Annotated in this window: 32 protein-coding genes; 22 read left to right on the plus strand and 10 right to left on the minus strand. The window is 65.2% G+C overall.

Features of this window, described 5'->3' with window-relative positions; genetic code table 11:
* Positions 1 to 135 precede the first annotated feature (135 nt).
* Positions 136 to 603, plus strand: coding sequence for a GNAT family N-acetyltransferase (locus ABD002_RS05670; protein WP_343788064.1), 468 nt, complete (start codon positions 136 to 138; stop codon positions 601 to 603).
* 89 nt (positions 604 to 692) lie between these two features.
* On the plus strand, positions 693 to 1,199 hold the full coding sequence (locus ABD002_RS05675) for a hypothetical protein (protein WP_343788066.1): 507 nt from the start codon (positions 693 to 695) through the stop codon (positions 1,197 to 1,199).
* Positions 1,200 to 1,262: 63 nt separating this feature from the next.
* Here ABD002_RS05675 and ABD002_RS05680 read toward each other — a convergent pair whose 3' ends face one another.
* Positions 1,263 to 1,529, minus strand: a complete 267-nt coding sequence (locus ABD002_RS05680; protein ID WP_343788068.1) for an integrase core domain-containing protein — start codon at positions 1,527 to 1,529, stop codon at positions 1,263 to 1,265.
* 24 nt (positions 1,530 to 1,553) lie between these two features.
* Here ABD002_RS05680 and ABD002_RS05685 point away from each other — a divergent pair, with 24 nt between their 5' ends.
* A complete protein-coding gene (locus tag ABD002_RS05685) occupies positions 1,554 to 1,673 on the plus strand; it encodes a hypothetical protein (protein WP_343788070.1) in 120 nt (39 codons plus the stop codon).
* Between the two features lie 317 nt (positions 1,674 to 1,990).
* Here ABD002_RS05685 and ABD002_RS05690 read toward each other — a convergent pair whose 3' ends face one another.
* Together ABD002_RS05690 and ABD002_RS05695 are read right to left on the minus strand one after the other, a co-directional pair.
* A complete protein-coding gene (locus ABD002_RS05690) occupies positions 1,991 to 2,458 on the minus strand; it encodes a hypothetical protein (RefSeq protein ID WP_343788072.1) in 468 nt (155 codons plus the stop codon).
* 228 nt (positions 2,459 to 2,686) lie between these two features.
* Positions 2,687 to 3,082, minus strand: a complete 396-nt coding sequence (locus tag ABD002_RS05695; RefSeq protein ID WP_343788074.1) for a cupin domain-containing protein — start codon at positions 3,080 to 3,082, stop codon at positions 2,687 to 2,689.
* A gap of 310 nt (positions 3,083 to 3,392) precedes the next feature.
* Between ABD002_RS05695 and ABD002_RS05700 the strand changes: the two genes are divergently transcribed.
* The 13 genes from ABD002_RS05700 (at position 3,393) to ABD002_RS05760 (ending at position 11,478) form a co-directional block, all read left to right on the plus strand.
* On the plus strand, positions 3,393 to 3,650 hold the full coding sequence (locus tag ABD002_RS05700; protein ID WP_343788076.1) for a SemiSWEET transporter: 258 nt from the start codon (positions 3,393 to 3,395) through the stop codon (positions 3,648 to 3,650).
* A 135-nt stretch (positions 3,651 to 3,785) separates the two neighbouring features.
* On the plus strand, positions 3,786 to 4,538 hold the full coding sequence (locus tag ABD002_RS05705) for a DUF4386 domain-containing protein (RefSeq protein ID WP_343788078.1): 753 nt from the start codon (positions 3,786 to 3,788) through the stop codon (positions 4,536 to 4,538).
* 270 nt (positions 4,539 to 4,808) lie between these two features.
* Complete coding sequence (locus ABD002_RS05710; protein WP_343788080.1) at positions 4,809 to 5,294, plus strand: SgcJ/EcaC family oxidoreductase; 486 nt, start codon at positions 4,809 to 4,811, stop codon at positions 5,292 to 5,294.
* Positions 5,295 to 5,700: 406 nt separating this feature from the next.
* Entirely contained in the window at positions 5,701 to 6,348 is a 648-nt protein-coding gene (locus ABD002_RS05715) for a dihydrofolate reductase family protein (RefSeq protein ID WP_343788083.1), read from the plus strand.
* Between the two features lie 109 nt (positions 6,349 to 6,457).
* Entirely contained in the window at positions 6,458 to 6,898 is a 441-nt protein-coding gene (locus tag ABD002_RS05720) for a YybH family protein (protein WP_343788085.1), read from the plus strand.
* A 222-nt stretch (positions 6,899 to 7,120) separates the two neighbouring features.
* Positions 7,121 to 7,552: a GFA family protein gene (locus tag ABD002_RS05725; RefSeq protein WP_343788087.1), complete on the plus strand. Its 432-nt coding sequence runs from the start codon at positions 7,121 to 7,123 to the stop codon at positions 7,550 to 7,552.
* 158 nt (positions 7,553 to 7,710) lie between these two features.
* On the plus strand, positions 7,711 to 8,472 hold the full coding sequence (locus ABD002_RS05730) for an SDR family NAD(P)-dependent oxidoreductase (protein ID WP_343788089.1): 762 nt from the start codon (positions 7,711 to 7,713) through the stop codon (positions 8,470 to 8,472).
* Positions 8,473 to 8,587: 115 nt separating this feature from the next.
* A complete protein-coding gene (locus tag ABD002_RS05735; protein ID WP_343788091.1) occupies positions 8,588 to 8,911 on the plus strand; it encodes a DHCW motif cupin fold protein in 324 nt (107 codons plus the stop codon).
* A gap of 60 nt (positions 8,912 to 8,971) precedes the next feature.
* Positions 8,972 to 9,343: a cupin domain-containing protein gene (locus ABD002_RS05740; RefSeq protein ID WP_343788093.1), complete on the plus strand. Its 372-nt coding sequence runs from the start codon at positions 8,972 to 8,974 to the stop codon at positions 9,341 to 9,343.
* A 346-nt stretch (positions 9,344 to 9,689) separates the two neighbouring features.
* On the plus strand, positions 9,690 to 9,983 hold the full coding sequence (locus ABD002_RS05745) for a GYD domain-containing protein (protein ID WP_343788095.1): 294 nt from the start codon (positions 9,690 to 9,692) through the stop codon (positions 9,981 to 9,983).
* Between the two features lie 139 nt (positions 9,984 to 10,122).
* Positions 10,123 to 10,500, plus strand: coding sequence for a PDZ domain-containing protein (locus ABD002_RS05750; protein ID WP_343788097.1), 378 nt, complete (start codon positions 10,123 to 10,125; stop codon positions 10,498 to 10,500).
* 54 nt (positions 10,501 to 10,554) lie between these two features.
* Positions 10,555 to 10,917 (plus strand): hypothetical protein, encoded by a 363-nt coding sequence (locus ABD002_RS05755; protein WP_343788099.1) that lies wholly within the window; start codon positions 10,555 to 10,557, stop codon positions 10,915 to 10,917.
* A gap of 51 nt (positions 10,918 to 10,968) precedes the next feature.
* Positions 10,969 to 11,478, plus strand: a complete 510-nt coding sequence (locus ABD002_RS05760) for a GNAT family N-acetyltransferase (protein WP_343788101.1) — start codon at positions 10,969 to 10,971, stop codon at positions 11,476 to 11,478.
* A 29-nt stretch (positions 11,479 to 11,507) separates the two neighbouring features.
* On the opposite strand, the gene ABD002_RS05765 is transcribed toward ABD002_RS05760, so the two are convergent.
* Complete coding sequence (locus ABD002_RS05765; RefSeq protein WP_343788103.1) at positions 11,508 to 12,197, minus strand: VIT1/CCC1 transporter family protein; 690 nt, start codon at positions 12,195 to 12,197, stop codon at positions 11,508 to 11,510.
* Positions 12,198 to 12,337: 140 nt separating this feature from the next.
* Between ABD002_RS05765 and ABD002_RS05770 the strand changes: the two genes are divergently transcribed.
* Complete coding sequence (locus ABD002_RS05770; protein WP_343788105.1) at positions 12,338 to 12,946, plus strand: YdeI/OmpD-associated family protein; 609 nt, start codon at positions 12,338 to 12,340, stop codon at positions 12,944 to 12,946.
* Between the two features lie 89 nt (positions 12,947 to 13,035).
* On the plus strand, positions 13,036 to 13,695 hold the full coding sequence (locus ABD002_RS05775; RefSeq protein WP_343788107.1) for a hypothetical protein: 660 nt from the start codon (positions 13,036 to 13,038) through the stop codon (positions 13,693 to 13,695).
* A gap of 6 nt (positions 13,696 to 13,701) precedes the next feature.
* On the opposite strand, the gene ABD002_RS05780 is transcribed toward ABD002_RS05775, so the two are convergent.
* Both ABD002_RS05780 and ABD002_RS05785 read right to left on the minus strand, forming a co-directional pair.
* Positions 13,702 to 14,208: a lipid A 3-O-deacylase gene (locus ABD002_RS05780; RefSeq protein WP_343788109.1), complete on the minus strand. Its 507-nt coding sequence runs from the start codon at positions 14,206 to 14,208 to the stop codon at positions 13,702 to 13,704.
* A 119-nt stretch (positions 14,209 to 14,327) separates the two neighbouring features.
* The gene (locus tag ABD002_RS05785) at positions 14,328 to 17,447 is read right to left on the minus strand and encodes a WD40/YVTN/BNR-like repeat-containing protein (protein ID WP_343788111.1); all 3,120 of its coding nucleotides are present in this window, start codon (positions 17,445 to 17,447) and stop codon (positions 14,328 to 14,330) included.
* A 248-nt stretch (positions 17,448 to 17,695) separates the two neighbouring features.
* Here ABD002_RS05785 and ABD002_RS05790 point away from each other — a divergent pair, with 248 nt between their 5' ends.
* From ABD002_RS05790 to ABD002_RS05805, 4 genes are all read left to right on the plus strand, one after another.
* Positions 17,696 to 19,294: an AAA family ATPase gene (locus tag ABD002_RS05790; protein ID WP_343788113.1), complete on the plus strand. Its 1,599-nt coding sequence runs from the start codon at positions 17,696 to 17,698 to the stop codon at positions 19,292 to 19,294.
* Positions 19,295 to 19,325: 31 nt separating this feature from the next.
* Positions 19,326 to 20,252, plus strand: a complete 927-nt coding sequence (locus ABD002_RS05795; RefSeq protein WP_343788115.1) for a general secretion pathway protein GspB — start codon at positions 19,326 to 19,328, stop codon at positions 20,250 to 20,252.
* An 11-nt stretch (positions 20,253 to 20,263) separates the two neighbouring features.
* Complete coding sequence (locus ABD002_RS05800; RefSeq protein WP_343788117.1) at positions 20,264 to 20,947, plus strand: rhomboid family intramembrane serine protease; 684 nt, start codon at positions 20,264 to 20,266, stop codon at positions 20,945 to 20,947.
* Between the two features lie 164 nt (positions 20,948 to 21,111).
* Positions 21,112 to 21,438: a DUF1820 family protein gene (locus tag ABD002_RS05805; RefSeq protein WP_343788119.1), complete on the plus strand. Its 327-nt coding sequence runs from the start codon at positions 21,112 to 21,114 to the stop codon at positions 21,436 to 21,438.
* Positions 21,439 to 21,451: 13 nt separating this feature from the next.
* Here the strand turns inward: ABD002_RS05805 and ABD002_RS05810 are convergent, their stop codons facing one another.
* The 4 genes from ABD002_RS05810 to ABD002_RS05825 all read right to left on the minus strand — a co-directional run bounded on the left by ABD002_RS05810 (position 21,452) and on the right by ABD002_RS05825 (position 25,253).
* On the minus strand, positions 21,452 to 21,727 hold the full coding sequence (locus tag ABD002_RS05810) for a DUF3144 domain-containing protein (RefSeq protein WP_343788121.1): 276 nt from the start codon (positions 21,725 to 21,727) through the stop codon (positions 21,452 to 21,454).
* A gap of 201 nt (positions 21,728 to 21,928) precedes the next feature.
* Positions 21,929 to 22,597 carry a signal peptidase I gene (gene lepB, locus ABD002_RS05815; RefSeq protein WP_343788123.1) on the minus strand — a complete coding sequence of 223 codons (669 nt, stop codon included), beginning with the start codon at positions 22,595 to 22,597 and terminating at the stop codon, positions 21,929 to 21,931.
* Positions 22,598 to 22,638: 41 nt separating this feature from the next.
* Complete coding sequence (locus tag ABD002_RS05820; protein ID WP_343788125.1) at positions 22,639 to 24,018, minus strand: S41 family peptidase; 1,380 nt, start codon at positions 24,016 to 24,018, stop codon at positions 22,639 to 22,641.
* Between the two features lie 98 nt (positions 24,019 to 24,116).
* Positions 24,117 to 25,253 carry a murein hydrolase activator EnvC family protein gene (locus ABD002_RS05825; RefSeq protein WP_343788127.1) on the minus strand — a complete coding sequence of 379 codons (1,137 nt, stop codon included), beginning with the start codon at positions 25,251 to 25,253 and terminating at the stop codon, positions 24,117 to 24,119.
* Between the last annotated feature and the right edge of the window lie 30 nt (positions 25,254 to 25,283).

Here is a 25,283-nt window from a genome sequence, read left to right on the forward strand (position 1 = left end):
CCGAGTTTGAAGCCCAGTGCGCCTAACCAACGAGTGTCCACTTTTTCGTAGGAACTCTCCCGCCGTGACGGGTTGCGGTATCCTGACACCCCTCGCGGCAGCGGCCGCTTAGCTCAAGCGTTAGGTTGCAGACCGATGATCGGCGTACGCTGCGCAGAGCAAAGAGACGCCCACGCGGCGATTGACGTTGTTCGAAGATCAATTGGTCATCTGTGTGTTGCCGACCATCACAACGACCACGAGACGCTCACCACTTGGCTGGCCAACAAAACTCCACATGATTTTGTCAGATGGCTTTCCAACGCCGACAACTTCTGCGTGGTCGCCGAATCAAACGATGGCTTGCTCGGCGTGGGCGTTCTTCAACGCAGAGGTGAAATTCTTCTTTTCTATCTAGCTCCCGGTGCACAGCGTCGAGGCATAGGTAAGAAAATCCATGCCACGTTGGAAGCGAAAGCAGTTCAATGGGGTCTGGCATCTTTGCACTTGGACAGCACCGTGTTGGCGTGTCATTTCTACGAAGCATTAGGTTACAAACCAATGGGGCCGCCAGTGCCACGCTTTGGGGTGTTGCGGTGTTTCCCCTATGTGAAGCAACTGTGAGCTCAAGCGGACGGCTGCGGGTCGGCTGCAGTAAGCTGATGCGCACTGCGGCAGCCGCCGCCGCTTAGCTCAAGCGTTAGTCGGCAGGAGTGTTTGTCATCGACGTAGCAAGTGCCCTTTTGACTTTTGCGCAGGTTGCCATCGGTCTCGCTGGCTTCTCAGCAATCTTGGTTGCCTTAAGCGGCAAACCCCATCAGTGGACACCTGTCGATGCGTTCCGAATCCGGAACATCCTCGCGTTCAGCTTCCAATCGGTCTTTCTGTCGCTTATACCTTTTGTGCTAGCTTTTTTCTCGTTGCCAGAGTCAACGGTTTGGCAAGTTTCGCTTCTAATACTCGCGATAGCGACCTTGGGAGGTGTGCTGCTGGTGCTCAGAGGTGTCTATCGACTGTCGCCTTCCGAACGCGCTGTTTTGAACGCCGCAGTGGTGTCCACAGTTATAGCCGTACTGTTTATCATGGCTGCAGTCGAACTACTTGCAGCATTCGGTATCGTCCGCCCAGCATCAGGTGTGTTTTTCCTTGGTCTGGTCGTTCTGCTGGGGATCTCGACCGTATTGGTAGCTCGGTTCCTGTTTGCCCGGCCCGCCGACTAACTACTCGCTCAAGCGGACGGCTGTGGGTCGGTTGCGGTAATGACCCAGCGGTTTCTGCTCAGGTCACGCTGCTAATCGGTAAGCTTCGTCCGGCGTCTTCATCCCCAACGCCTGATGCGGACGCCGGCCGTTATAGAACTGGATCCAGTCGCCAATCACGCGCAGCGCGTGCGGCGGGCTCTCGAAGCGGTGCCGGTGCACGCATTGCTCCTTGATCGTGCGGATCACACGCTTGACCAGGCCGTTCTGCTGCGGGCAATGCGGCGTGATGAACTCCTGGTCGAGTCCGTAGCTGCGCACCAGGCGCGTGTAGTGCCGGCTGGTGAACACCAGCTGGCGCTAGTACTCTCGGCGGTGATCTTCGGTCTGCTGCATGGAGTCAATCCCGGCGCGACCATCATCAGCACCATCGCGATCGCCCTGGAAGCGGGCGTGCTGCTGGCCGCCGCCTACATGTACGCGCGTCGCCTGTAGCTGGTGATCGGCCTGCACTTCGCTTGGAATTTCACCGAAGGCGGCGTCTTCGGCGCCGGTGTTTCAGTAGGCGGCGGCGCACATGGCCTGCTGAACAGCGAGCTTCACGGCTCCGACGTCCTCACTGGCGGGAGTTTCGGGCCGGAGGCATCCGTCGTCGCGGCGCTGGTCTGCCTTGCCGCCGGCGGCGTCTTCCTTGTTCTAGCCCGACACTCCCGCCATATCATCGCCCCTGTCTGGCGGCGAAGATCCAGGCCATAACCTTGAACGTCTCGAATAACCTCCAAAACGGGCCTTGCGCTAGGCTGCTGGCCTTGTCACCTCGGGGCAATCGTGAGATCCAGCTTATGCTGCCCGTCGCCCGGATCGATCGTGATCAGCATTCGACCGCTTGAATAACCTGGTGGCGCATTAACGATCGCGTTGCGCAGGCTCTGAGCAGTGACGTCGAGCTTCAGTACGCCGTTCGATTCGGTTTGATTGTCCTGCAGGGGCACGACCAGAAAGGTCGCGAACACATTCTGCCAGAAGTTGACCGGACCGCTCGCCCCACCCGTCGGACTGGGATCCTCGAGGACGCCCGTCACTCTCACTCCTAAATGTGTGCGAACGGCCGGCGGGCTGGTCATGACGCATATCTCAAAGACATCGCCGATGAATGGACCACCCGCATCGAGTTGAAATATCGGTGGCCCGTTCATCGAGACATAGAGCGTCGCTGGGACCGTTATCGTCGTCGTGACGGTGCCGGTGGTCGGCGCGAGGCCCTTTGAACCGAAGCTCACGGACGGGGCCGTGGCGCCGGGACAGGTCACCGCACTGGGCGAAGGCGCCGGCGGCGGTGACGAAGCTGGGCCAGGGCCAACGCACCGAGCGCCCGACAGTGTGATGAAAAGCCCAAGGCATGTAAGGACACGTTGTGCACCTCGCATGATTGCTCTCTCCTCAGTCAGTTTTACAGCGGTCCATCGCGAAGGTCTGCTTGTCGCGAAGCTTCCGGAGTACAGGAATTGTTATGCTGCGGCCTCGACAAACACAGTCTGTGCGCCATTCTTTTCGCAAGTGATGTTGACTGTGCGCCCGATGGCCCGTGTTCGATGCACCGTACCTGCCGGGATGACAACGCTTTGCCATTCGGTAAGTTCCATGCGATTACCATCCGCGAGGTCGATTTGTAGCGTTCCCGCCACTACCAAGAATAGCTCGTCAGAATCTGGATGGTGATGCCAGCGATACTCGCCCTCGAACACCGCCAACCGCATGCAGTGGGTGTTGACATCGACCAGAACCTGGTTGCGATAGGACTCAGTTACTGCGGCTTGTTCCGCGCGAATGTCAATGACAGCTAAAGAAGGATAGCGTGCTGTCTGCGCTGAATAGTCTTGGGCGGAAGGAAACCGAGACTTCATGCAAATGCTCCAGTGTCGCCGAGGCTTATTCAGCCACCTGGACGGGATGGCGTGATTCCAAGCGGCCTGCCGCGGTACCGTGGATTGTGCGCGAGAACGTACGGAGCCACACCGTTGGCTCATCAGGCGACAGCCCCTATTCGCGAATAGCATGCCATGAGCGAGCGTATCACTATCCATCCAACCGGATCACTCGACGAAGTAGTCAAGCTGATGAGGCCGCCGTGCGAATGGGGCTTAGGTGCGCGCATCCAGTTCTAAATTAGCAACCGGTTGAAGTCGTCTGTTGCTTTGCCAGAGGAAAGGGCGCATGGAAATCAATTTGAACCTGCTCGGCTACGTTGCAACCACACTGACCACGTGCGCTTTCGTGCCGCAAGCCGTCAAGACCATCTGCAGCCGGGACACGCGCGCTATCTCGCTCTGGATGTACGTCACCTTCGTCGTCGGCAATGCGGTGTGGTTCTTCTACGGCATTGCGCTCGGATCATGGCCGATCATTCTTTCCAACACGATCACCTTCATCTTGGCAGCGACCATTCTCTCACTGAAAGTGCGGCACGGCTGAGCACGACGTGGTTTGACCTGTTGGCGCGCAGCAGTGGCCGTTCGGTCAACACCGTGCCGCGATGGCTGAAGCTGCGAAAAGGGGCAGCGCGCTCCGCCACAAATCGTGGCGCGCTCATTGGGAAGGGGAATGAGAATGTCAAACCATACGATCGACGAGTCACAGCGCCGAACCGCGCGAGTCGCGGGCTTCACGTTCCTGTTCGCGATCGCAATCGTGATCCTGGCGAACTATGGCATCAACTTTCGCCTCATCGTCCCGGGCAACGCCGCGGAAACCGCCCGGAACATCATGGCCCACGAAACACTGTTCCGTCTCAACATCGCCTGCAATCTGATCTACGTCGTGACCGTCGTGGTACTGCTCGCGGCGCTCTACGTGATCCTCAAGCCAGTGAACCAGAACCTTGCCTTGGTTGCAGCCTTCTGCAGGCTGGTATTTGCCTTGATGTGGGGTGTCACCGCGCTCAACACGCTTGGTGCGCTGCGCCTTTTGGGCGACGCTGCCTACCTGCCAGTCTTCAGGCCAGATCAATTGCAGACCTTGGCGAGGCTGCACATCGCCGCGAGCTATGATGCGTACTATGTTGGCCTTCCGTTCTGGGGATTGGCCTCCACGGCTTGTAGCTATCTGTGGTTCAAGTCGCGATATATCCCGAGAGCCTTGGCAGCCTTTGGCGTGATCTCGTCTGCCTGGTGCGTGTTCTGCGCTTTCGCTTTCCTCGTGTTCCCCCACTTCGACGCGAAGGTCAACGCATCCTGGTTCGACTTGCCCATGGTCATCTTCGAAATGGCATTGGGCCTTTGGCTTCTGGTCAAAGGCTTGAGTCCATCTGGGCTGGCCGGGGCCGATAGAGCCAGCAATCGAGCGCAGCCCGGCGCCGCCTAGCGGACCCAACTGCGATCTGTCCGCTTGCTTCCGTCGCTAGGCGTCCAATGCGAATCGAAGTCGCTGACTCGCCTCGTGAAACGGGCGAGGCGTTTGCCGTCACTCAAGTTCATGCGTACGACGCAACGTTCGTGGCAAGAGACATGAAGACTCCGTGCGTCTTTGCTCACGCTGATGATGGGAGCATCATTGGAGGCCTCCCCCTCGTGCGGCGCGTTGACCCAGCGTTATGCCCTTCGCCGTCCTTCGGCCATCACCACAGGATTGCCCATGAGAAACGTTCCAGCCCTCTCAGCAGCCCTTGCCGTCGTTCTTGCAGGCTGCGCCTCAGCCCCATCGGGATCCGCGTCCGCGCCGGCGCGCACGGAGGTGTGCAAGGCAGCCAGCGAGCAGGAGATCTCGGCCTTGTTTGACCGATGGAATCGCTCGCTGCAAACCGGCGATCCGCACCAGGTTGTCGCCAACTACGCAGAGCGCTCCGTTCTTCTTCCCACCGTGTCGAACAAACCGCGACTGACTGCGGCCGAGAAGGAGGATTACTTCCATCACTTCCTCGAAAACAGGCCCGTCGGCAAGATCGACTCGAGAACGATACAGATTGGCTGTAATACTGCGGTCGACGTTGGGCTCTATACGTTCACCTTTGGCACCACGGGTACTCAGGTCAAAGCGCGCTACACCTACACGTACGAGTGGGACGGAAAGCAGTGGTTGATCACAAGCCACCACTCTTCCGCGATGCCAGAGAAGAACTGAAGCGCCAACCGAAAGAACCGTTGGATGATGGGATACCCGGATGAGGAATGCAGCCAGTGGTGGCGGTGCGGGCTTCGGTCTCGGTGTAGTGATCGCCGTCGCTCTGTCGTGGGGTGCAAACCACTCTGTTCTGTGGGCTATCCTCCATGGCTTTCTGAGCTGGTTCTACGTCATTTATTACCTGGCGTTCAAATGAGTCCGGCCGAATGCGCTGTCGAGCGCGTATCCAACAACGCGCTCCAACCAGAGTCCCGGGCTCGCTTTGTTCGGCTGGTTCGTCGCTGAGCGTGGGCGTTCGCCGTCTTGAATCAAACGAGCGCCAGGCGCTGTTGCGGGCGCTCGACCAGGAGCTGCTCGAAGGCGGCAATTCTTTCTGAAGGATGCTGACCAGGCAACGAGGAACGCAATGCCGAAACTCCGCGTCCAAAGCTTCGCGATTTCCATCGACGGCTACGGTGCCGGGCCGGGCCAGGATCTCCAGAATCCGCTCGGCGTCGGAGGCCCTGAGCTGATGGAGTGGTTCTTCCAGACACGCACATGGCGCAGGATGCACGGCCATGACGATGGAGAGACGGGAGTCGACAATGGAATCGTCGAGCAAGGTCTTGCCGGAATCGGCGCGTGGATTCTCGGGCGCAACATGTTCGGCCCTGTCCGGGGACCGTGGCCGGACGACAGCTGGAAGGGCTGGTGGGGCGACGAGCCGCCTTATCACACGCCTGTCTTCGTGCTGACGCATCACCCGCGGGCGCCGCTCAGGATGGCGGGAGGCACTGAGTTTCGCTTCGTCACAGAAGGCATTCACGCCGCTCTGGAGCAGGCGCGCGCCGCAGCGGGCGGCCTCGACGTCCGTCTCGGTGGCGGAGTATCCACGATTCGGCAGTACCTGCGCGCTGCCCTGATCGACGAACTGCATCTCGCGATCCGACCTGTCCTGCTCGGTTCCGGGGAGCATCTCTTCAGCGGCATCGATATGCGTGCTTTGGGCTATGAATGCACGAATAGCATCGCCGGTGAACGCGCGACCCACGTTTTCCTGCGCAAGCGCGCGTGACCCCATCTAGCCCCTCAATGCAGCGGACGAGCCGCAAGCGCCTCCTACTCGAGAGCTGTGCGGCCGGCCTCGCTGATTTCCAACGTCGGCCATCACAAGGACACCTCGCATGAGCGAACCACATGACCCATTCCTGCAAGCAATGGACTCGTACAAAGCAGCTGTCCGCGCCAAGGACGTCGACGCGTTCCTGGCTATCTACGACGACGATGTGCACGTTTTCGACCTATGGGGAACGTGGTCGCTTCGCGGCATTGTGGCGTGGCGCAACATGGCAGCGGACTGGTTCTCGTCGCTCGGCACCGAGCAGGTGGTCGTCAGCGTGGACGAAGCTCAGACCACCAGAATCGGAGACTTGGCCGTTGGGCATGCAGTTCTCACGTACACCGCGATGTCGGCTGAAGGGAAAGAACTGCGATCGCTCAACAACCGCATCACCATGGCTTTGAGAAGAACCGGCGAGTCGTGGAAGATCTTCCATGAACATACGTCGGCGCCGGTTGACCATCGATCCGCGAAGGCGATACTGAAGCGCGCGGGTGACAGCTGACAATTCATTCAAGCCGAAGCCGCTTCGTGGCCCGGCACATGCTCGAGGCAGCGTTTGCGGCGTCCGGGCCCACCATTCTCCGCAGGAGTCTTCATGTCTCCCACTCTCGTTCTGGCCGGCCTGGCTGCACGGCGACAACTCGCTGCAGCGAACGCGCCCGCGTGTTCGTGGTGCTGCTTGCGCGCTGCGGTGCCCGGTAGTCGTTAGTAGGGAGAGTTCTCGATGCTGATCTCTGGAAGCTGCCATTGTGGAAACATCACTTTCGCGCTCGACTGGAAGCCCGAACCGACGGAGATTCCCGCGCGCGCCTGTACCTGTTCGTTCTGCACGAAGCACGGTGGTGTGTGGACGGCTTGCCCGACCGGCTCGCTCAAGGTGACCGTCAGGGAGTCCTCACACGTTTCGCGGTACACCTTTGGAACGGGGACTGCCCAATTCCACGTCTGTTCGCGCTGCGGTGTCGTGCCGGTGGTCACCAGCCGGATCGACGATCGGCTCTACGCGGTCGTCAGCGTCAATGCGTTCAAGGGCGTCGAGCCTTCCCTGCTCCGGCACGCATCGGCAACCTTCGACGAAGAGAACGAAGAGGCGCGTCTTGCCCGGCGCAAGCGCAACTGGATAGCCGATGTCGAGTACGTCGAAACCGGCATCTAGCTCTCCCATTGGCTCCCCGTCGCTCCTTGGCAGTGGGTTGCGCTCGTCGCGGTCCCGGAGTCGCCCGCCCGTGGCGTCGTTTGCGCTGACTCATGAGGATTTCGAGTAGCCTTCGCGGTTGTCCGGTCACGGCTGCCTGGAGCACGATGAAGACTGCGTTGATCACGGGGGCGTCCAGCGGCATAGGCGCCGAGGCGGCCCGGCACCTCGCGTCCAGAGGCTACCGCGTGATACTCGTTGCGCGAGGGCAGGCGGAGCTCGAGTCGGTTGCACGAAGCATCGGCGACCAGGCGGTCGCGGAGGCCTGCGACGCCTCCTCCGGCGAGCAGGTGCTGGCGCTTGCGGAGCGAGTTCGCAGCACCTACGGAGCTCCGGATGTCATCGCCCATTGCGCGGGCGCCGGACAATGGAAGCTCATCGAGGACACCTCGCCTGGCGAGGCGCTTCTCATGATGCAGGCGCCGTACCTGGCGGCCTTCAACATCACCCACGCGTTCATGCGGGACATGCTGGCGCGCAGGAGCGGCGTGATCATCCATGTCAATTCGCCCGCTTCGATCTTTCCGTGGCCTTCGTCGGTCGGCTATGCGGCGGCGCGCTGGGCGTTGCGTGGTCTGCATGAATCGCTGTGCCAGGACCTCACCGGCACAGGCGTGCAAAGCTGTCACGTCGTATTCGGTCGGGTGGACAGTCCCTACTTCGATCACAATCCCGGCTCGGCTGCGAAGATTCCGCGGATCGGGAGCACGGTCCGCACGTTGTCCACGGACGAGTGCGGCCGCGTGATCGCGCAGATGGCGGAGCGACCGAAGCGGGAATTGCTGCATCCGTTCATGCTCCGGTTCTACGGCTGGAGCTATCGGCTGGCTCCGGCCCTCGTGCTCTGGCTGCTCAGGTTCACGGGCGCGAAGCGGCGCTGATGCGCTGCACGGGAAACGCCCAGCCCCTTCATCGAGCGGACACCCATCGGCGGATCGATGCCTGCCGCGCGTGCCAAATATCAAGCCCGTTTGCGGGGAGGAGCCCTTCGTGCAGATGACAGACATTCCCTTCGGGACCACGGACTGGTCGCTGATCGAACGGACCGAACACAAGGGCGAGACCGGCGTCGCCTACTGGCGCACGCGGCATTTCGGCGGCATCCGCGTTCGCGTGGTGGAATACACGCCCGGCTATCTCGCCGATCACTGGTGCAGCAAGGGGCACATCCTCTTCTGCATCGAGGGGGAACTGCACACCGAACTCGACGACGGTCGCGAGTTCGTGCTGAAACCCGGCATGAGCTACCAGGTCGCGGACCACGCCGAGCCACATCGCTCACGCTCACAACACGGCGCGAAGCTGTTCATCGTCGATTGAACGACGCGACTGATCCCGGGCCGACCCGATTCACTCCAGCACCCGTTGCCAGGAACACTCATGTCGAACGCAGCTTCACCCCGACAGATTGCGGCCTCCCTCACCGAGCTCTGGTCGCCGCGCGTGGTCGCCGAACTCGACGACTCCTACGTGAAGGTCGCCAAGGTCCACGGCACGCTCGCCTGGCACAGCCACGACGACGAGGACGAGCTCTTCTTCATCCTCGCCGGCCGGCTCCGCATCGAGATGGAGAGCGATACGGTCGAGCTCGGCGAAGGCGAGATGTTCGTGGTTCCGAAAGGCGTCCGCCACAACCCGGTCGCCGAGCAGGAGTGCCTGCTCATGCTCATCGAGCGCAAGTCGACGCTGCATACCGGCAACGTGGTCACCGGGAAGACACGATCGCTCGCCGAGCAGCTTCGCGAAGTTTGAGTTCGCGCTGCGCGTAGCGGACGGACCTCCCGTTGTGCGGACATCGGCAGGCACGCCGAAGGCCGCCTTTCGGCGGGCGCCGGCGCGGATTGGACAGATCGCCGCCGCCGGCGTAGATATCCGGCCCTCGAGCCACGATCCCGGGCCGCGCGCCGAATCCGAGGCGATCCAGGCCCGCCCGCTCGCAGTCGATCGCGTGGCGTGATGACCATGCCAAGTGCTCCAGCGGACATCCGTGGGTCGCCAACATCCCGGCATGGCTCCCATGCCTCCGGCGGGCACACCGAGGCCCATGCCATCGCCGAAAGCCTTCCCGCGGCCTCACACCTGTTGCGGAGAAATCGACATGGCCACTTATATTCTTCTGACAAACTGGACAGATCAGGGAATGCGCAATGTCAAGGAAACCACCAAGCGCGCGGACGCCGTCAGGGAAGCCGGCAAGAAATTCGGAATCAATGTGAAGGAGTTCTTCTGGACCATGGGAGGTCACGACATCGTGGTGATTCTCGAAGCGCCCGACGATGCGAGCTTGTCCGCTTTCGGATTGAGCATTGGCGTGGCGGGCAATGTCCGGACGCAGACATTGCGGGCTTTTTCCAGGGACGAAATGAACGCGATTCTTGGCAAGGTGGCCTAGGAACGGCGTGCTGTTTTCCTGATCTGAAGGCTACGAGGGACGCGCCGGCAGCGGCGCCCCCCCCTGGCCAACCGTCGCTGTGCTCGGGCAGGTCGAGCAACACGATAGACTTGCACCACACACTTCATGGACCCATCGAATGAACCTTCGTCGCATCCTCACCCTGCTCTTGTTCCTCGGACTGTGCGTTCCGCTGCTGTCAAGCGCCGCCGACGAAAAAGGTTGGTTCGGCTTCGCCGTCAGCGTCGAAACGGAAGGGTTTTCGCTCAATCCCACCCTGCGCTCGATCAAGATCGAAAAGGTCATTCCCGCTTCACCCGCGGCCGCGCAGGGGCTGGCTGCCGGGGACCTGGTGCTCGAGGTTCAGGACACCCTTGTTGCCGGCGCCAAGGCGAGGGAGCTGCAGGCGACCATGCACAAGGCCGTCGGTGAATCGCTGCGCCTCAAACTCAAGCGCGGCGACGCCGAGCCGTATGTCGTCACCCTCACCGCCGCTGCGAGACCCAAGGACGCCTAGTCGTGCACATGCACAAAAGTCGACCGCAAACCCGCCCTCTCGCGGCGGCACGCCATGTCTGAAGACGACAAGAGCAAGGTCCAGGAGCCCTCCGCAATCGACTCGCGAGATCGCGGACTGCCGAACGGTTATCGGCAGGGCCTCATCACCGCGATCACGGTGCTGTTGGGTTTCTCGCTCACCTTTCTGCGTTTCTGGGGATTCGAGGCATCGGGCGCGTGGTCGTGGCGATCAGTCGTAGCGACCGCCCCGCTGGTCGCCGCGATCGCGCTGCAGATCGTCGCGCTGCTCCGTTCGCTGCGGCTTGAAGACGATACACCGGCCGAATATCGCCGCACCATCCACTGGTTCATCGCATCGGCTGTCGTGCTTCTTTTCGGACTGCTGCTTGCCGGCATCGAGACCGCCATCTGGTGACCCGCACGCGGGTCCGCCCGACCTCCCCTTCCCCATGCGCGACCCGCCCCGATGACCGCCATCGAAACCGAACGCCTGGTGCTGCACAGGCTCGTGCCTGACGACGCGCCGTTCATCCTGGAACTCGTCAACGATCCGGCATGGCTGCGCTACATCGGCGACAAGGGCGTGCGTACGCTGGACGACGCGCGCGCCTACATCACGAACGGCCCGGTCGCGAGCTACGCGCGCCACGGTTTCGGGCTCGACCGGGTCGAGCTCCGAGGCAGCGCGACACCGATCGGCATCTGCGGTCTGGTCAAGCGCGACGCCTTGCCGGACGCCGACGTCGGCTTCGCGTTCCTGCCCGGTTACCGCGGCCAGGGCTTCGCGTACGAGGCCGCTGCCGCGGTGCTGCGTCATGCGGGTGAATCGCTGAAGCTGCCGCGCATCGCGGCGATCGTGTCACCGGACAACCTGGGTTCGATCCGCGTGCTGGAAAAGCTCGGCCTGCGTTTCGAGACGACGATCCGGATGGCCGCCGACCGACCGGAAACGAAGCTGTTCGGTCGTGCGCTGTAGGTTCGCCAGATCACGCCGCGCGGCGCGCCTCAGGCACCGATCATGCGGCCGATCAGCGCGGTCGCGAGCATCGCCAGCGCACTCCACATGGCAACACGCAGCGCGCCGCGCACGGCCGGTGCGCCGCCCGCACGCGCCGCCGCCGCGCCGAGCAGGGTGAGGCACACCAGCGACAGTGGGATCACCAGCGCGTTGAGCAGGCTGGGCGGCGCGAGCTGCGTGATCACCAGCGGCAGCGCTGCTCCGGTCGCGAACGCGGCCGCCGAGGCCGCCGCCGCTTCCAATGGCCGCGCGCGCAGTTCGTGGGTGATGCCGAGTTCGTCGCGCGCGTGCGCGGCGAGCGCATCGTGCGCGGTGAGCTGCTCGGCGACCTGCCGCGCCAGCGCCGGCTGCAGACCGCGCTTCACGTAGATCCCGGCGAGTTCACGCAGCTCGCCATCGGGATATTGCGTGAGCTCGTGACGTTCGAGCGCGAGATCGGCCTTCTCGGCATCCGCCTGCGAACTCACCGAGACATATTCACCGGCCGCCATCGACAACGCGCCGCCGACCAGCCCGGCGACGCCGGCGAGCAGGATCTCGTGGCGACCCGCGCCGGCGGAGGCGACGCCGACGATCAGGCTCGCGGTCGAAACGATGCCGTCGTTCGCGCCGAGCACCGCGGCGCGCAGCCAGCCGGCCCGTCCGGAGCGATGGATTTCACCGTGGTGTCGGGTCATGCGGAAGTCCCTGCTGATGGGCGCAGCGGCGCACGGAAGCGGAGAGCGCGCCGATCTGCTGATCATGAAGGCTGCCGATCCTAGCATCCGCGTCGTATAGTTCGACGCGCCCTCCGACGCTGGATTCCGGAGTCTTGCCGATGGCAACCACAGACCCGCGCATCGACGCCTATATCGCGAAGTCCGCGGACTTCGCCAGACCCATCCTCGCGCACTTGCGCGAGATCGTGCATGCGGCCTGCCCCGAAGTCGAGGAGACACTGAAGTGGAGTGCGCCGCATTTCCTCTACAAGGGCATGCTGTGCGGGATGGCCGCGTTCAAGCAGCACTGCGTGTTCGGTTTCTGGAAGGGTAAGCTGATCGTCGCTGACGACGGTCGCGATCTCGACGCAGCGATGGGCCAGTTCGGCCGCCTCGCCAAGATCGCCGACCTGCCGCAGCGGAAAACCCTGATCGCGTATGTGAAGAAGGCGGTGGCGCTGAACGAGGCCAGCGTGAAGTCGCCGGCGCGTGTGCGGACCGCAGCGCCGAGACCGCCCGCCGCGGTGCCGGATGACCTCGCTGCCGCGCTGAAGAAGAACGCGAAGGCGCGTGCGACGTTCGAGGCGTTCAGCCCGAGCGGGCGGCGCGAGTACATCGAGTGGATCACCGATGCGAAACGCGAGGCTACGCGCACGCAACGCCTCGCGACGACGCTGGAGTGGCTGGCGCAAGGCAAACAGCGCAACTGGAAATACATGAATTGCTGATATCGGTCGCTGTCTCAACGGCAAATGGATGACCAGCCTGCGACTGTTGTCCGGCAGCCGAGCTTCGTACGATCGGGAGGACATTCGCATTGGCCAGGCACGTCGTCGCACGCAAGGTCGAAGACGCATCCGCTGGCTCGCTCAGCGAGCGCGTCACACGCGCCGTGCTGGAGATCGTCGGACGCGTGCCGGACACCGATGAACACAAGAGCCGGGGCCCCGATCACCGCGCGCGCGCGATCGCCGCTGCCGCAGCGCACAAGGCCGCGCTGGCCGCGGGCACGCTGGCCTTGCCGCCGGGTCCGCTCGGCTGGTTGACGATCATGCCGGAGCTGGCCGCGATCTGGCGCATCCAGCGCCAGATGGTCGCCGACATCGCCGGCGCCTACGGTGCCAGCGCCGACCTGACCCGCTCGCACATGCTGTACTGCCTGTTCCGCCATGCTGCCGCGCAGGCGCTGCGTGATGTCGGCGTGCAGGTCGGCGCGCGCCTGCTGATCCAGGACGTGCCGCTGCGCGTGATCGAAAAAGTCGCGTCGAAGATCGGCCTCAACGTGTCGAAGCGCCTGGCGGGTCGCGGCATCGCGCGCTGGCTGCCGGTGATCGGCGCGCTCGGCGTCGGCGCCTATGCGTACTACGACACCGGTCAGGTCGCGCGCACCGCGATCGCGCTGTTCAGCCAGGACGCGACGGACATGAAGATCGCCCCGAAGCACCACGCGGGACGACGAATCGGCTCGCCGGATTGACCCCGATCAGAACGCGATACCGAGCAGCAGCATGGTTTCGCCATGATTGGGCCGATGCAGATCTCCGTTGGAGGCGTGGCGCAGCATCAGCACCCAGTGCGGTTCCTGCCAGCCGATGCTGCCGACGAACTCGCCGGCGGTACTCAACGCATCGGTCCTGCCGAACGTGAGTGCGAGCTGCTCGCTCACGAAGGCGCCGCGCCAGACGTGCAGGCGCGCGCCGAACGCGAGCAGGCCAACGTCATGGCCGAGCCGCGCAGTCGAAGTCGAGCGTGACTGGATCCAGCCCAGCGCGAAATCGGGTGCCCAGGTGAACGGGCCGATCGCGCGCTCGTCGCCGAGGCGTTCGACGAACGCGGCGTTCGTCCACAGCGTCTGCAAGGTGCGGCTGCGGCCGGCGAGGACTTCCCAACGCGCGCCGTCGTCAGCATGCGCGGGCGGCTGCGCGAACAGGAGCGCCACGCCGATCCCGGTGACCGGCAGTCGCGAAGCGAAAGCAGGCCAACGGATCATTGCAGCCTCCGCGACAGCGAACCCGGATCCATCGTCGCGCAGCGCGCGTTGAACAGGAAGCCCCCAGCGCGCCGGGCCGCCCGTGCGAAATGCACCGCCTCCGCTCAGGCAGCGCTCTTCTACCCCGCCGGCTTCAGTTCGACCGACTTGACGTGTGCCGCCTTCAGCGTGGCGTTCAACGTCGCAAGATCGCTGCGCTTGAAGTCATCCCACGCGCGCAAGGTCGCGTCGGTCAGCGCCGCGAGTTTCGTGCAGCCCGCCTGCGCATCCGGCGAGGGCGCCGCGTCGGCTCCATCGACAGCGCCGATCAGTTCGCCGAGCGCCTGGTCGAGGAACGCCAGCGTCTCGACCGTGCGCGGTGGCGACGACCAGGCGTTGTAGGGATTCGGCGCTGGCTTCGCACCGCTCACCTCGGCGAGCCGCGCGGCGAACGCATCCAGCGCAGCGACCGCATCGCCGGTCGCTTCCTTGCGGCGTTCGACGACACGGTCGCGCAGCGTGCCGGCTTCCTCGCCGGCGGCCTCGACGCGCGCCTGCAGCGCCTCGACTCTTCGTGCCAGCGCGAACTGCTCCGCATGGGCCGCTGCCGGCAGATCGACGCGCGGATCGGCGGTGACAGCCAGCGCCTGGCGGTAACGCTTGCCGTCGACGCTCAGTTCCACCGTGTAGTGGCCGGGCGGCGCCCACACGCCCTCTGCATACGCGTCGTGTTTCGCCGAAACCGCCGGATAGTGCAGCGGCCAGACAAAGCGATGCATGCCCGGCGTCGCCTTCAGCGTCGATGGCTGCCGACTCCACTCCGGCGCGTTGTTGATCTTGGCGAGATCGATCTTCGGCGGCGCATCGGCGCTGCTGTAGCGGCGCACCAGCGTGTTGCGCTCATCGTAGATCGCGAGTTCGACCGGCTTCTTCGGCGCCCGTGCGAGCCAATAGTCGATGCGCGCGCCGCTGACCGGATTCGCGGCCAGCGGTTCGTCCTTCGGCAGCGGCGTGCCGCTGAAGCTCGCCTCGCGGTAGCGGATCGCGGTCGAAGGCGCGAACAGACGCGCTTGCGGTTCGGACGTCTTTGCGTCCAGTTGGCGCAGCATGGCGACATCGTCCATGACCCAGAAGCCGCGACCATGCGTCGCGATCACGAGGTCGTCGCCGTGCACGTCGATGTCGCGCACCGAGGTGCGCGGCAGGTTCTGCTGCAGCGGCTGCCAGTGGTCGCCATCATCGAACGAGACGTAGACGCCGAGTTCGGTGCCGGCGTAGAGCAGGCCGCGCTTTTTCGGATCCTCGCGCACCGCGTTGACGAAATCGCCGTCGCGGATGCCGGCGACGACAAGCTGCCACGACTTGCCGCCATCGCGCGTGCGATACACATACGGCTTGCGGTCGTCGAGGCGATGACGATCGACGGCGGCATATGCGGTGTCCGCATCGAAGTGCGAGGCTTCGATGATGCCGACCTTCGACCATGCGGTCAGCGCGGCCGGCGTGACGTCGTTCCAGTGCGAACCCTCATCATGCGTGAGCCAGATGCGGCCATCGTCGGTGCCGGCCCAGAGCAGGCCATCGGCGAGCGGCGATGGCGCGATCGCGTAGACCACGCCGCGGCGCGGACCGTGACCAAGGTTGTTCGCCGCGGTCACGGCGTCGAGGTTCGACGGCGCGCCCGGATCCTCGCGCGTGAGGTCCGGGCTGATCGGATCCCAATGCGTCCCGCCGTCCGTGGTGCGCCAGATCTTCTGGTTGCCAAAATACAGCGCGCCCGGATTGCGCTTGCCAAACGCCAGCGGCAGGGTCCAAGTGCGCCGGTGGAGATCGGGCTCGGCGAGGGTTGGATCGACCGCGCGCGTCTGCTCGGTGCGCAGGTCCAGCTTCTGCACGCTGCCGCCGTAGACGATGTCCGGATCCTTCGGATCAGGCGCGATCATGCCGCTCTCACCACCGGCGGTTGTCTCACGGAACTGCTGCATGCTAATGCCGTCGCGCGAATTCGTGCGGCTCGGTAGCGAGACCGCGCCGGAATCCTGCTGCGCGCCGTAGACCCGGTACGGAAAACGCGAATCGGTGGCCACGTGGTAGATCTGCGCGGTCGGCTGGTTGTGCCAGCTCGACCAGGTTCTGCCGCCGTTGATCGTCACGATCGCGCCCTGGTCGACGCCGAGGATCTGCCGATCCGGATTTTGCGGGTCGATCCACAGTTCGTGGAAATCGTCGCCGGTGTCGTCGCCCTTGAGCGGCAGGAAGGTCTTGCCGCCATCATCCGAGCGCAGCACGATCGTGTTCATCGCGTAGATGCGATCAGCGTTCTTCGGATCGACCGCGATGCGGCCGAAGTACCAGCCGCGCTGCCAGACGCGCGGATCACCACTGGTTTTGCGCCAGTGCGCGCCGGCATCGTCGGAGCGGTACAAGCCACCCTCGTCGCCGTCGACGATCGCATAGACGCGCTTCGGATCGCTGTGCGCGACATCGATGCCGATGCGACCGATCTTTCCTTCCGCGAAGCCATTGCCACGGACCGGCTGCCAGCTGTCGCCGCCGTCAGTCGACTTGTACAGGCCCGAGCCCGGCCCGCTGGCGGGCGGATACACGTTCCACGGCGTGCGCCGCGCCTGCCACAAGCTGGCGTAGACCACGCGTGGATTGCCGGGTTCGAACGCAAGGTCGATCGCGCCCGTTGCATCGTCAGGGCCGAGCACTTTCTGCCAGGTCACGCCGCCGTCGCGCGAACGGAACACGCCGCGTTCCACGTTCGGGCCGTATGGATGGCCGAGCGCGGCGACGAACACCGTGTTCGCATCGCGCGGATCGACGAGGATGCGGCCGATCTGCTGGCTGTCGGCGAGACCGACTTTCGTCCAGGTTTTGCCTGCATCGATCGACTTGTACACGCCATCGCCCTGCGCGATATCCGAGCGCATGTCGACCTCGCCGGTGCCGACATAGAGCACATTCGGATCCGACGGCGCGACCGCGAGTGCGCCGATCGAACCGACCGGCTGGCCGTCGAAGATCGGTTGCCAGGTACGGCCGGCATCCTGCGTCTCCCAGACGCCACCGTTGACCGCACCGAAGTAGAAATGCGCCGGCTGCCCCGGCACGCCGGTGACGGCCAGCACCCGACCGCCACGGAACGGGCCCAGCAGGCGCCAGTCGAGATCCTTGAACTGTGCCGGATCGGCCTGCGCGATCGCCTGTGTGCTGAGCAGCGCGAGCAGCGCGCCGACAAAACGTCGCAAAACCATCGAAGACTCCCCTGCGCTGGCGCGGATCGGCCAAACCTCCATCATAGCGATGCGTCTGCTCGTATCGCTTGTGACGGAAGGCATGGCCTGGATCGGCGTTTGCAGCACGGTGGTCGTCTGGTTTGCCCCCGTTCGTGCCAAGCGCAGTTCGCATCGACCGGCGCAATGCACGCGTGCTGCCGACGCGACCCCGGCTGTGGAAATCCCGATTCCCGACTCCGGAATCCCGGGTCGGGTAAAGTAGCCGCATGTATCTTGAGTACTACGGCCTGCGTGAGGCGCCCTTCTCGATCACGCCGGACCCGCGTTATGTCTTCCTGTCCGAACGGCACCGGGACGCGCTCGCACACCTGCTCTACGGCATCGGCAAGGGCGGCAGCGGCGGCTTCGTCCAGCTGACCGGCGAGGTCGGCACCGGCAAGACCACGCTGTGCCGGCTGCTGATGGAGCAGTTGCCCGAGCACACCCGCGTCGCGCTGGTGCTGAACCCGAAGTTGTCGCCGGTCGAGCTGGTCGAGACCGTCTGCGAGGAGCTCAAGCTCGACATCGAGGGCAAGCGCGGCAGTCTGAAGGCGCTGACCGATACCCTGAACACGTTCCTGCTCGACGCCTACGCGCAGGGCCTGCGCGTGGTGCTGATCGTCGACGAGGCGCAGAACCTGTCGATCGATTCGCTGGAGCAGGTGCGCCTGCTCACGAACCTCGAGACGCCGACGCAGAAGCTGCTGCAGATCATCCTGCTCGGCCAGCCGGAACTTCGCGAGATGCTGGGCCGGCCGGAACTGCGCCAGCTCGCACAGCGCATCACCGCGCGCTACCACCTGACCCCGCTCGACGCCGGCGAGACCGAGATCTATGTGCGCCACCGCATGGCGGTCGCCGGCTGCGTGCGCATCCCGTTCTCGCGGCTCGGCCTGAAGGCGCTGTACCAGCGCTCCGGCGGCGTGCCGCGACTGGTCAACATCATCGCCGACCGTGCACTGATGGCGGGCTACGCGCGCGAGCAGGACAGCCTCGGCGAACGCCTGGTCGACCGCGCCGCCGACGAGGCGCTGCCCGGCCACGCGCGCTACTGGTTGCGGCGCTACGGACCTTGGGCGCTGGCTGCGCTGGTGCTGCTCGGGATCGGTGGCGGCGCGTTCTGGCTGCGCGCGTACCGGCCGGCCGCCCCGGTCGTCGCACCGACGCCCGTGGTCGCGGCGACGCCGCCGATCGATCAGGAAGCGGTGCGTCTGCAGGCGCGGATCGCCGATGCGCCCGAAACCGAGCTGATCGCGTTCACCCAGCTGCTCGCGCGCTGGCAGGTCGACGCAGACCAGGTCTCGGTGCGCGACGCCAGCCGCTGCCCGGCGATCGTCGCACCCGGCGTCGCCTGCCTGCATGGCCATGCAACGCTGGACCAGCTCGCCCGCTTCGACCGTCCCCTGATCCTGTTGCTCGGGCCGGCCGACCGCCCCGCATACGCGCTATTGCAGGGAGTCGGCAAACAGCGCGTGCGCCTGGACTTCACGGCCGCGCGTTATGAACTTGCGCGCGAGTCGCTGTCCAAGATCTGGAACGGCGACTTCGTCGTGCTGTGGCGGTTGCCTGCCGACGTTCCGGCCAGCCTCAAGCGCGGCGATGCCGGCGCGGGTGTCGGCTGGGTCACGGATCGCCTGGCCACGTTCGACAACGGTAGCGCTGCCAAGGCGCATGCGGCGGCGTTCGACGCGAACCTCGAGGAACGCGTACGCAAGCTGCAGCAGGCGTACGGCATAAAGGCCGATGGCATCATCGGACCGGAAACCCTTTTCGCGCTGTCGGCGCTCGACGACGCCGGTCCGCACCTTGCGCGGACCGTCGAATGAAGCGCTGGCACGGACGCAGTCAGGAACCACCATGTCGTTGATTCTCGAAGCCCTCAAGAAATCCGAACAGCAGCGCCGCCTCGGCGAGGCACCGACGCTGGCGTCGCCGGTGATCGCCGCGCGCCGCGGCCGCAGCGTGCTGCCGCTGCTCGGCGCGCTGATCGCGGCCGCGCTCGGCGTGGGCTGGTGGCTGACGCGCCCGCCGGCACCCTCACCGCCGGGCGAGCAGGCCACTCATGCCGGCAGCGTCGCCCGTTCGGCGGACGCACCGATCGCAAAACCATCGACGCCCGCTGCCCTGAACCCCGCCGCGCAGCCCGCCAATCGAATGGCGAGTGGTCATGACACGCCCGTCCGGCATGCTCCGATCGCCGCCAGGCCGGCAACCGGTACGCCGGACGCCGTCGTCAATGACCGCAGCGTGTTGCCGGTCCAGCCTGCGCCGCCCGGCAGCGATCGCCCGGGCGCAGTCCTGCCGCTGCCACCGGCACCCCCGATGGTCGCCGGCCCGAACACGCCTCCGACGACGACACTATCGGCGCAGCCCATGCCGGAAAAGCCGGCGAGCGCTGCGCTGGCGCAGCCGTCTGCGAATCCGGTGGTCGCGCCTGCCGTGGCAACCGCAACCAAACCCGACCGGATCGCGGCGCCCTCCGCGGTCGCGCCGACGCCGGCGCCAGCTCCACCGCCAGCGGCCGCGCAGGCCAAGCCGCAGCAGCCCGCGCTGCCGTCGGTCTGGGAACTGCCCTATGCGACACGCAAGGACCTGCCGGATCTCGCGCTGACCATGCACGTCTACGCGGCCGATCCGCACGAGCGCTTCGTCGTGATCAAGGGCAATCGCCATGTCGAGGGCGACGACCTCGGCGACGGCGTGCTCCTGCGCGAGATCCGCGTGGACGGCATCGTGCTCGACTTCAAGGGCCAGCGCTTCGTGTATCCGCGCGACGGGCGCTGACGGCGCCGCGCGTGTTCGTCCAGCTGCCGAGCCGACGCAAGCCGGGACCGCCGTGGGCGACGCTGCTGATCGTCGCGGCGTGCATGGTCGTGTTCGTCTGGCTGGCGACCTTGCCGGCCGCGCAGCGCCTCGCCGTACTGACGCGATGGGGCACGGTGCCGGCGACCCTGCTCGATGCGAACGCGCCGTGGCTGCAGCAGCTCACCGAGCTGCGTGCTGCGCGCCTGGTCAGTGCGATCTTCATCCACGCCGACTGGCTGCACCTGACCGGCAATCTGCTGTTCCTGATCGTGTTCGGCGTCTCCGCCGAACGCACGCTCGGCTCGGCGCGCTTCCTCGCGCTGTTCGTGCTCGGCGGCGCGCTCGCGAACCTGGTCGGCGCGTTCACGCTGGCCGGCACCAGCGCGCCGATCATCGGTTCCAGTGGCGCGGTGTCGGCCGTGGTCGGCGCCTATCTTGCGCTGTTCCCGCGCGCGCGCCTCGGCCTGGTGCTGCCGCTCGGCGTATTCCTCGAATTCGTGCGCATCCCGGCGCCGCTGCTGATCGGCTTCTGGGCCGCGCTGCAGCTGCTGTTCACTTACGTGGGCCCGGCGTTCGGCGCGGTCGCGTGGTGGACGCACGTCGGCGGATTCCTGATCGGCATCGCGTTCGCGCTGATGTCCAAGCCCGCGGTGGCTCGACGATTGCGGGGCTAGAGAATCTTCTCGCGTCGTAGGAGCGGCTTCAGCCGCGATGCTTCTCGTAGCGGCGAACACCATCCCTACCCAACCCTCCCCCTGAACGGGAGGGCTTGGAAGGCATCGCGGCTGAAGCCGCTCCTACGGGAGACAGACGTGGGGTGCACGCGCGACAATGCGCCATGGGCAAGACGAAACTCTACAAGGTCACCTTCCTCTCGCAGGGCAAGAGCATCGAGCTCTACGCGCGCCATGTCGCGTCGAGCGCGCTGTGGGGATTCACCGAAGTCGGTGATCTCGTGTTCGATCCGCCCGGCGAGGGCCTCGTCGTCGATCCGACCGAGGAACGCCTGCGCGACGAGTTCAAGGACACCACGATGCTGCACGTGCCGATCCAGGCCATCGTGCGCATCGAGGAAGTCGCCAAGCGCGGTCCGCTCGCGATCCGCGACGCGGCCAGCGGTGACAAGATCATGCCGTTTCCGGTCGCGCCACCGAAGGCGCGCTAGGACGGGCCTTCCGTCAACCCGACGCACGCGCCTCGGTCAGGCCGCGCGCGTTGTCGCGGAACATGTTTTCGTACTCGGCGCGGAACAGGATCGTGGCCTCGTCGAGCGTCTGCTCCAGCATCTGGCTGCGATTGACCCAGTTGAAGGCGTTGTAGCGCGCGGCCGCGAACAGTATCGCGGCGCTGACGCGCGGCTGCGGAAACTGCCTGGCGAAGTCGTTGGCCTGATTGATGAATCGATCGACCATTTCGAAAAACTGGTCCTCGGTGATGTCCTGCGGTTCGTTCATGGGGTCTCCAGTGATGGCCAGCGGGCTGCCGGCTGGCTTGAGGATGAGGCTGTTCGGCTGATGCCGCGTGATCCGCGCATTTTGCGACGCACGGGCGGGCGCGGCGGGTCGCGGAGCTTGCCACGCATGAAGTGATCGATGCGACATTCGGGCGCCGCATCTCGCGCCGACACGGCGCGTACTCCGCAAACGACACCGTGATCAGTGCAGGCTCGACCCGAAGCGATCAAGACGCGGCTGCCAATGATCCATGATATCGGCGGAGACGAGGATGCGTTCGGCGCGGCCGATCAGGAGCTCGCGGGACACGAGGCCGAAATAGCGCGAATCCTCGCTGTTGTCGCGATTGTCACCGAGCATCAGATACTGATCGGGCGGAATCACGAGCGGATCGAAGCTCGATCGCGACGCGATTTGCGGCAGCCATTGGATCGTATGGGTCGAAGCGCCGAAGGATTCACGCGCGCGCTCGGCGGGCACGACTCGGTGCGCGCCGAGCGGTTCGGAGACCTCGCCCAAAGGGGCGTATTCGACCGCCTCGCCGTTGATCGTGAGCCGGTTGTCGCGCATCTCGACCGTGTCCCCCGGCACTGCGGCGATGCGCTTGATCAGGCGCGTACCGCCCTTCGGCGACGAGAACGTGACGATGTCACCACGCTGCGGCGTGCCCAGATGAGCGACGATCACGTCGGTGAGCGGCACCTTCAGGTCGAACGCGAGCCGGTTCACGAACACGACATCGCCTTCGAGCAAGGTCGGCCGCATCGATCCGGACGGAATCGGATTCCAGTCCGCAACCGCGGTGCGAAAAACGCTGAACAGCAGCAGGAAGACCACGAAACGCCTGTTGTCGAGCAACCATCTCTTCATCGACATACTCCGCTACGGGAAGAAATCACGGCTGAGGGCGATCAGCCTTTCTGGTTCTCTGCGGAAGCACTGGCCGGCGCAGCCGGCTTGTTTCGCGACGCCAGCGCCTTCAGCGCATTCAGCGCCTCGTTCAGCGCGTAGTCCTTTTGCAGGTCGCGGTCGGCCGCGCCCGGCGTGACCGGACCGTCGCCCTCGTTCGCACCTTTGAGGTGGTTGCGCAGGTCGCGCTCGCCGATGATCGGCGTCGGCTCGCTGTCGCGCTGGCTGAGCGCGAGATCGGCCAGCGTGATGTCGGGCTGGATGCCGGCGGCCTGGATCGAGATGCCGCTCGGCGTGTAGTAACGCGCGGTGGTGAGTTTCACCGCGTGCTCGGCGTCGAGCGGCAGCACGGTCTGCACCGAACCCTTGCCGAACGTGCGCCGGCCCATCAGCAACGCGCGATGGTTGTCCTTCAGCGCGCCGGCGACGATCTCGGCCGCGGACGCGGTGCCGTTGTCGACCAGCATGACCAGCGGTGCGCCGTTGAGCAGGTCGCCCGGCGTCGCGCGGAAGCTCAGGTCCGACTCCTTGAGGCGGCCGCGTGTGGTCACGATCACGCCGCTGTCGAGGAATTCGTCGCTGACCTCGACCGCCGAGGTCAGCAGGCCGCCCGGGTTGCTGCGCAGGTCAAGCACCGCGCCGCGCAGTGGCGCCTTGTTGTCGGCCTGCAGGCGCTCGATGCGCTTGCGCAGCTGCGCACCGGTGTCGGCCTGGAACTGGCTCACGCGCAGGTACGCATAGCCCGGTTCGAGCAGGCGCCCGCGTACGCTGGCGACGCGGATCACCTCGCGCTTCATCGCGACGTCGACCGGCACGCTCTGCTTCTCGTGCAGCACGCTCAGCGTGATGTCGCTGCCGGGTTTGCCACGCAGTTGCGCGACCGCGCCGTCGAGATCGTCGGATTGTACCGGCTTGCCGTTGATGCGCACGATCGTGTCGCCGGCCTTGATGCCGGCGCGTTCGGCCGGCGAGTCGTCGATCGGCGCGACCACACGCAAGGTGCCCTCCACCTGCAGGACCTCGATGCCGAGTCCGGCATAGCTGCCGGTGGTGTCTTCAGTGAGATCGTCGATCTGCTCCTTGCCGAGGTATTCGCTGTGCGGGTCCAGGCCGGCGAGCAGGCCGTGGATCGCCGCCTGCATCAGGCGATGGTCGTCGACATCGTCAACATAGGCCTGCTTGACCAGGCTGTAGACCGCAGTGAACGCGCGGATGTCGGCGAGATCGACGGCATTCTTCGGAACCGGAGCTTTCACCGGCGTGGACTTCGCGGGCACCGACGCATCGCCTGCAGGCGGTGCGGCGACCGGCGGCGGATCAGCAGCCAGAGCCGGCGCGCAGCCCAGCGCGAACAGGATCGGAACGAGCAGACGGGTGAACATCGGACAAGCCTCACAGGGATGCGCCGAGTGTAATGCGTGGCGCGTGCGCTCGCTGTTATTGCGGCACGGGCCAATGGACCACATCGCGGGGCGAACGTTCAGCGCAACCAGCCGCGCGGATCGGTCGGCTGGCCCTTCACGCGCAGCTCGAAGTACAGACCGGGCGCCTTCTGACCGCCGCTGGCACCGCTGGTCGCGATCGTCTCGCCCGCATTGACCCAGTCGCCGACATCCTTGAGCAGGGTCTCGTTGCACCCGTACAGGCTGAGATAGCCGTCGCCGTGGTCGACGATGATCATCAAGCCATAACCGCGCAGCCAGTCGGCGAATGCGACGCGGCCATGCGAGATCGCATGCACTGCGCTGCCGGTCTTCGCGGCGAGCAGCAGACCGCTGCTGCGGCGCCCGGATTCGTCGGCGGCGCCGAACGCGGTCACCACCCTGCCCTGCAGCGGCCAGGCGAGCCGGCCACGCGTGGCCGCGAACGGCTCTTCCCCGGAAATCTGCTTAGGGATGTCGGCGAACACGTCACGGAGTCGTTCGAGCAGCTGGCTCAGCGCGGCCTCGTCCTTGCCGAGCGCGGCGATGCGTGTGCCCTGGTCCTTGAGCTTCGCATCGATCGTGTCGACCAGCGCGGCGCGTCCGGCGCGTTCGGTCTCGAGCTTTGCCGCCTCGACGGCCTGTGCGTCGCGTGTCGCCGCGAGCTCGGCGGTCGCCGCCTTGATCGACTCCTGCAGGTCCGCGAGCTGCTTGAGGTCGCCGATCAGCTTGTCGATCTGGCCGACCTGCGCGCGCTGGAAGTAGCGGTGATAGGCGAGCACGCGCGCGATCGTGGCGACGTCGTCCTGCTGCAGCAGCAACTTCAGTTCCTCGTCGTGGCCGAGCGCGTAAGCGGAACGCAGCAGTGCCGCGAGCGCTTCACGCTGCGATTTCAGCACCCCCTCGAGTTCGCTGCGCCGCCGGTTGAGCTGGTCGAGCCGCGCCTGCTGCGCGGCAAGTTTCTCGTCGAACGCACGCACGTCCTTTGCAACCGCAGCCAGAGCAAGCTCCTTCTCGCGCAGGGCGCGTGCGGCCTCGCCCCGTTCGCCCGCGGTTGCCTGCTGCTGCTCGGTCAGCGCCTTGATCTGCCCGCGCACCGCGTCGAGCTTCTTCCTGGCGTCCTGCTCCTGCGCCGAGCGCTGCGTCGCATCGGGCTCCTGCGCGCGCGCGACGCTCGCGCCGGCGAGCGCCGCCACGAAGCACGCCGCCGTCGCGATGTGTGGAAC

This window comes from Dokdonella soli, assembly GCF_039523175.1.
In the GTDB taxonomy this organism is placed as follows: Bacteria; Pseudomonadota; Gammaproteobacteria; order Xanthomonadales; family Rhodanobacteraceae; genus Dokdonella_A; species Dokdonella_A soli.

Excerpts from the sequence above, each read along its gene's own strand:
- ABD002_RS05770 (WP_343788105.1), top strand. The coding sequence starts at position 12,338 with ATGGCAACCACAGACCCGCGCATCGACGCCTATATCGCGAAGTCCGCG.
- ABD002_RS05785 (WP_343788111.1), bottom strand. The coding sequence starts at position 17,447 with ATGGTTTTGCGACGTTTTGTCGGCGCGCTGCTCGCGCTGCTCAGCACA.
- ABD002_RS05715 (WP_343788083.1), top strand. The coding sequence starts at position 5,701 with ATGCCGAAACTCCGCGTCCAAAGCTTCGCGATTTCCATCGACGGCTAC.
- ABD002_RS05805 (WP_343788119.1), top strand. The coding sequence starts at position 21,112 with ATGGGCAAGACGAAACTCTACAAGGTCACCTTCCTCTCGCAGGGCAAG.
- ABD002_RS05720 (WP_343788085.1), top strand. The coding sequence starts at position 6,458 with ATGAGCGAACCACATGACCCATTCCTGCAAGCAATGGACTCGTACAAA.
- ABD002_RS05765 (WP_343788103.1), bottom strand. The coding sequence starts at position 12,197 with ATGACCCGACACCACGGTGAAATCCATCGCTCCGGACGGGCCGGCTGG.
- ABD002_RS05745 (WP_343788095.1), top strand. The coding sequence starts at position 9,690 with ATGGCCACTTATATTCTTCTGACAAACTGGACAGATCAGGGAATGCGC.
- lepB (WP_343788123.1), bottom strand. The coding sequence starts at position 22,597 with ATGAAGAGATGGTTGCTCGACAACAGGCGTTTCGTGGTCTTCCTGCTG.
- ABD002_RS05810 (WP_343788121.1), bottom strand. The coding sequence starts at position 21,727 with ATGAACGAACCGCAGGACATCACCGAGGACCAGTTTTTCGAAATGGTC.
- ABD002_RS05780 (WP_343788109.1), bottom strand. The coding sequence starts at position 14,208 with ATGATCCGTTGGCCTGCTTTCGCTTCGCGACTGCCGGTCACCGGGATC.
- ABD002_RS05820 (WP_343788125.1), bottom strand. The coding sequence starts at position 24,018 with ATGTTCACCCGTCTGCTCGTTCCGATCCTGTTCGCGCTGGGCTGCGCG.
- ABD002_RS05705 (WP_343788078.1), top strand. The coding sequence starts at position 3,786 with ATGTCAAACCATACGATCGACGAGTCACAGCGCCGAACCGCGCGAGTC.
- ABD002_RS05740 (WP_343788093.1), top strand. The coding sequence starts at position 8,972 with ATGTCGAACGCAGCTTCACCCCGACAGATTGCGGCCTCCCTCACCGAG.
- ABD002_RS05795 (WP_343788115.1), top strand. The coding sequence starts at position 19,326 with ATGTCGTTGATTCTCGAAGCCCTCAAGAAATCCGAACAGCAGCGCCGC.
- ABD002_RS05755 (WP_343788099.1), top strand. The coding sequence starts at position 10,555 with ATGTCTGAAGACGACAAGAGCAAGGTCCAGGAGCCCTCCGCAATCGAC.
- ABD002_RS05760 (WP_343788101.1), top strand. The coding sequence starts at position 10,969 with ATGACCGCCATCGAAACCGAACGCCTGGTGCTGCACAGGCTCGTGCCT.
- ABD002_RS05710 (WP_343788080.1), top strand. The coding sequence starts at position 4,809 with ATGAGAAACGTTCCAGCCCTCTCAGCAGCCCTTGCCGTCGTTCTTGCA.
- ABD002_RS05700 (WP_343788076.1), top strand. The coding sequence starts at position 3,393 with ATGGAAATCAATTTGAACCTGCTCGGCTACGTTGCAACCACACTGACC.
- ABD002_RS05725 (WP_343788087.1), top strand. The coding sequence starts at position 7,121 with ATGCTGATCTCTGGAAGCTGCCATTGTGGAAACATCACTTTCGCGCTC.
- ABD002_RS05735 (WP_343788091.1), top strand. The coding sequence starts at position 8,588 with ATGACAGACATTCCCTTCGGGACCACGGACTGGTCGCTGATCGAACGG.
- ABD002_RS05790 (WP_343788113.1), top strand. The coding sequence starts at position 17,696 with ATGTATCTTGAGTACTACGGCCTGCGTGAGGCGCCCTTCTCGATCACG.
- ABD002_RS05750 (WP_343788097.1), top strand. The coding sequence starts at position 10,123 with ATGAACCTTCGTCGCATCCTCACCCTGCTCTTGTTCCTCGGACTGTGC.
- ABD002_RS05670 (WP_343788064.1), top strand. The coding sequence starts at position 136 with ATGATCGGCGTACGCTGCGCAGAGCAAAGAGACGCCCACGCGGCGATT.
- ABD002_RS05695 (WP_343788074.1), bottom strand. The coding sequence starts at position 3,082 with ATGAAGTCTCGGTTTCCTTCCGCCCAAGACTATTCAGCGCAGACAGCA.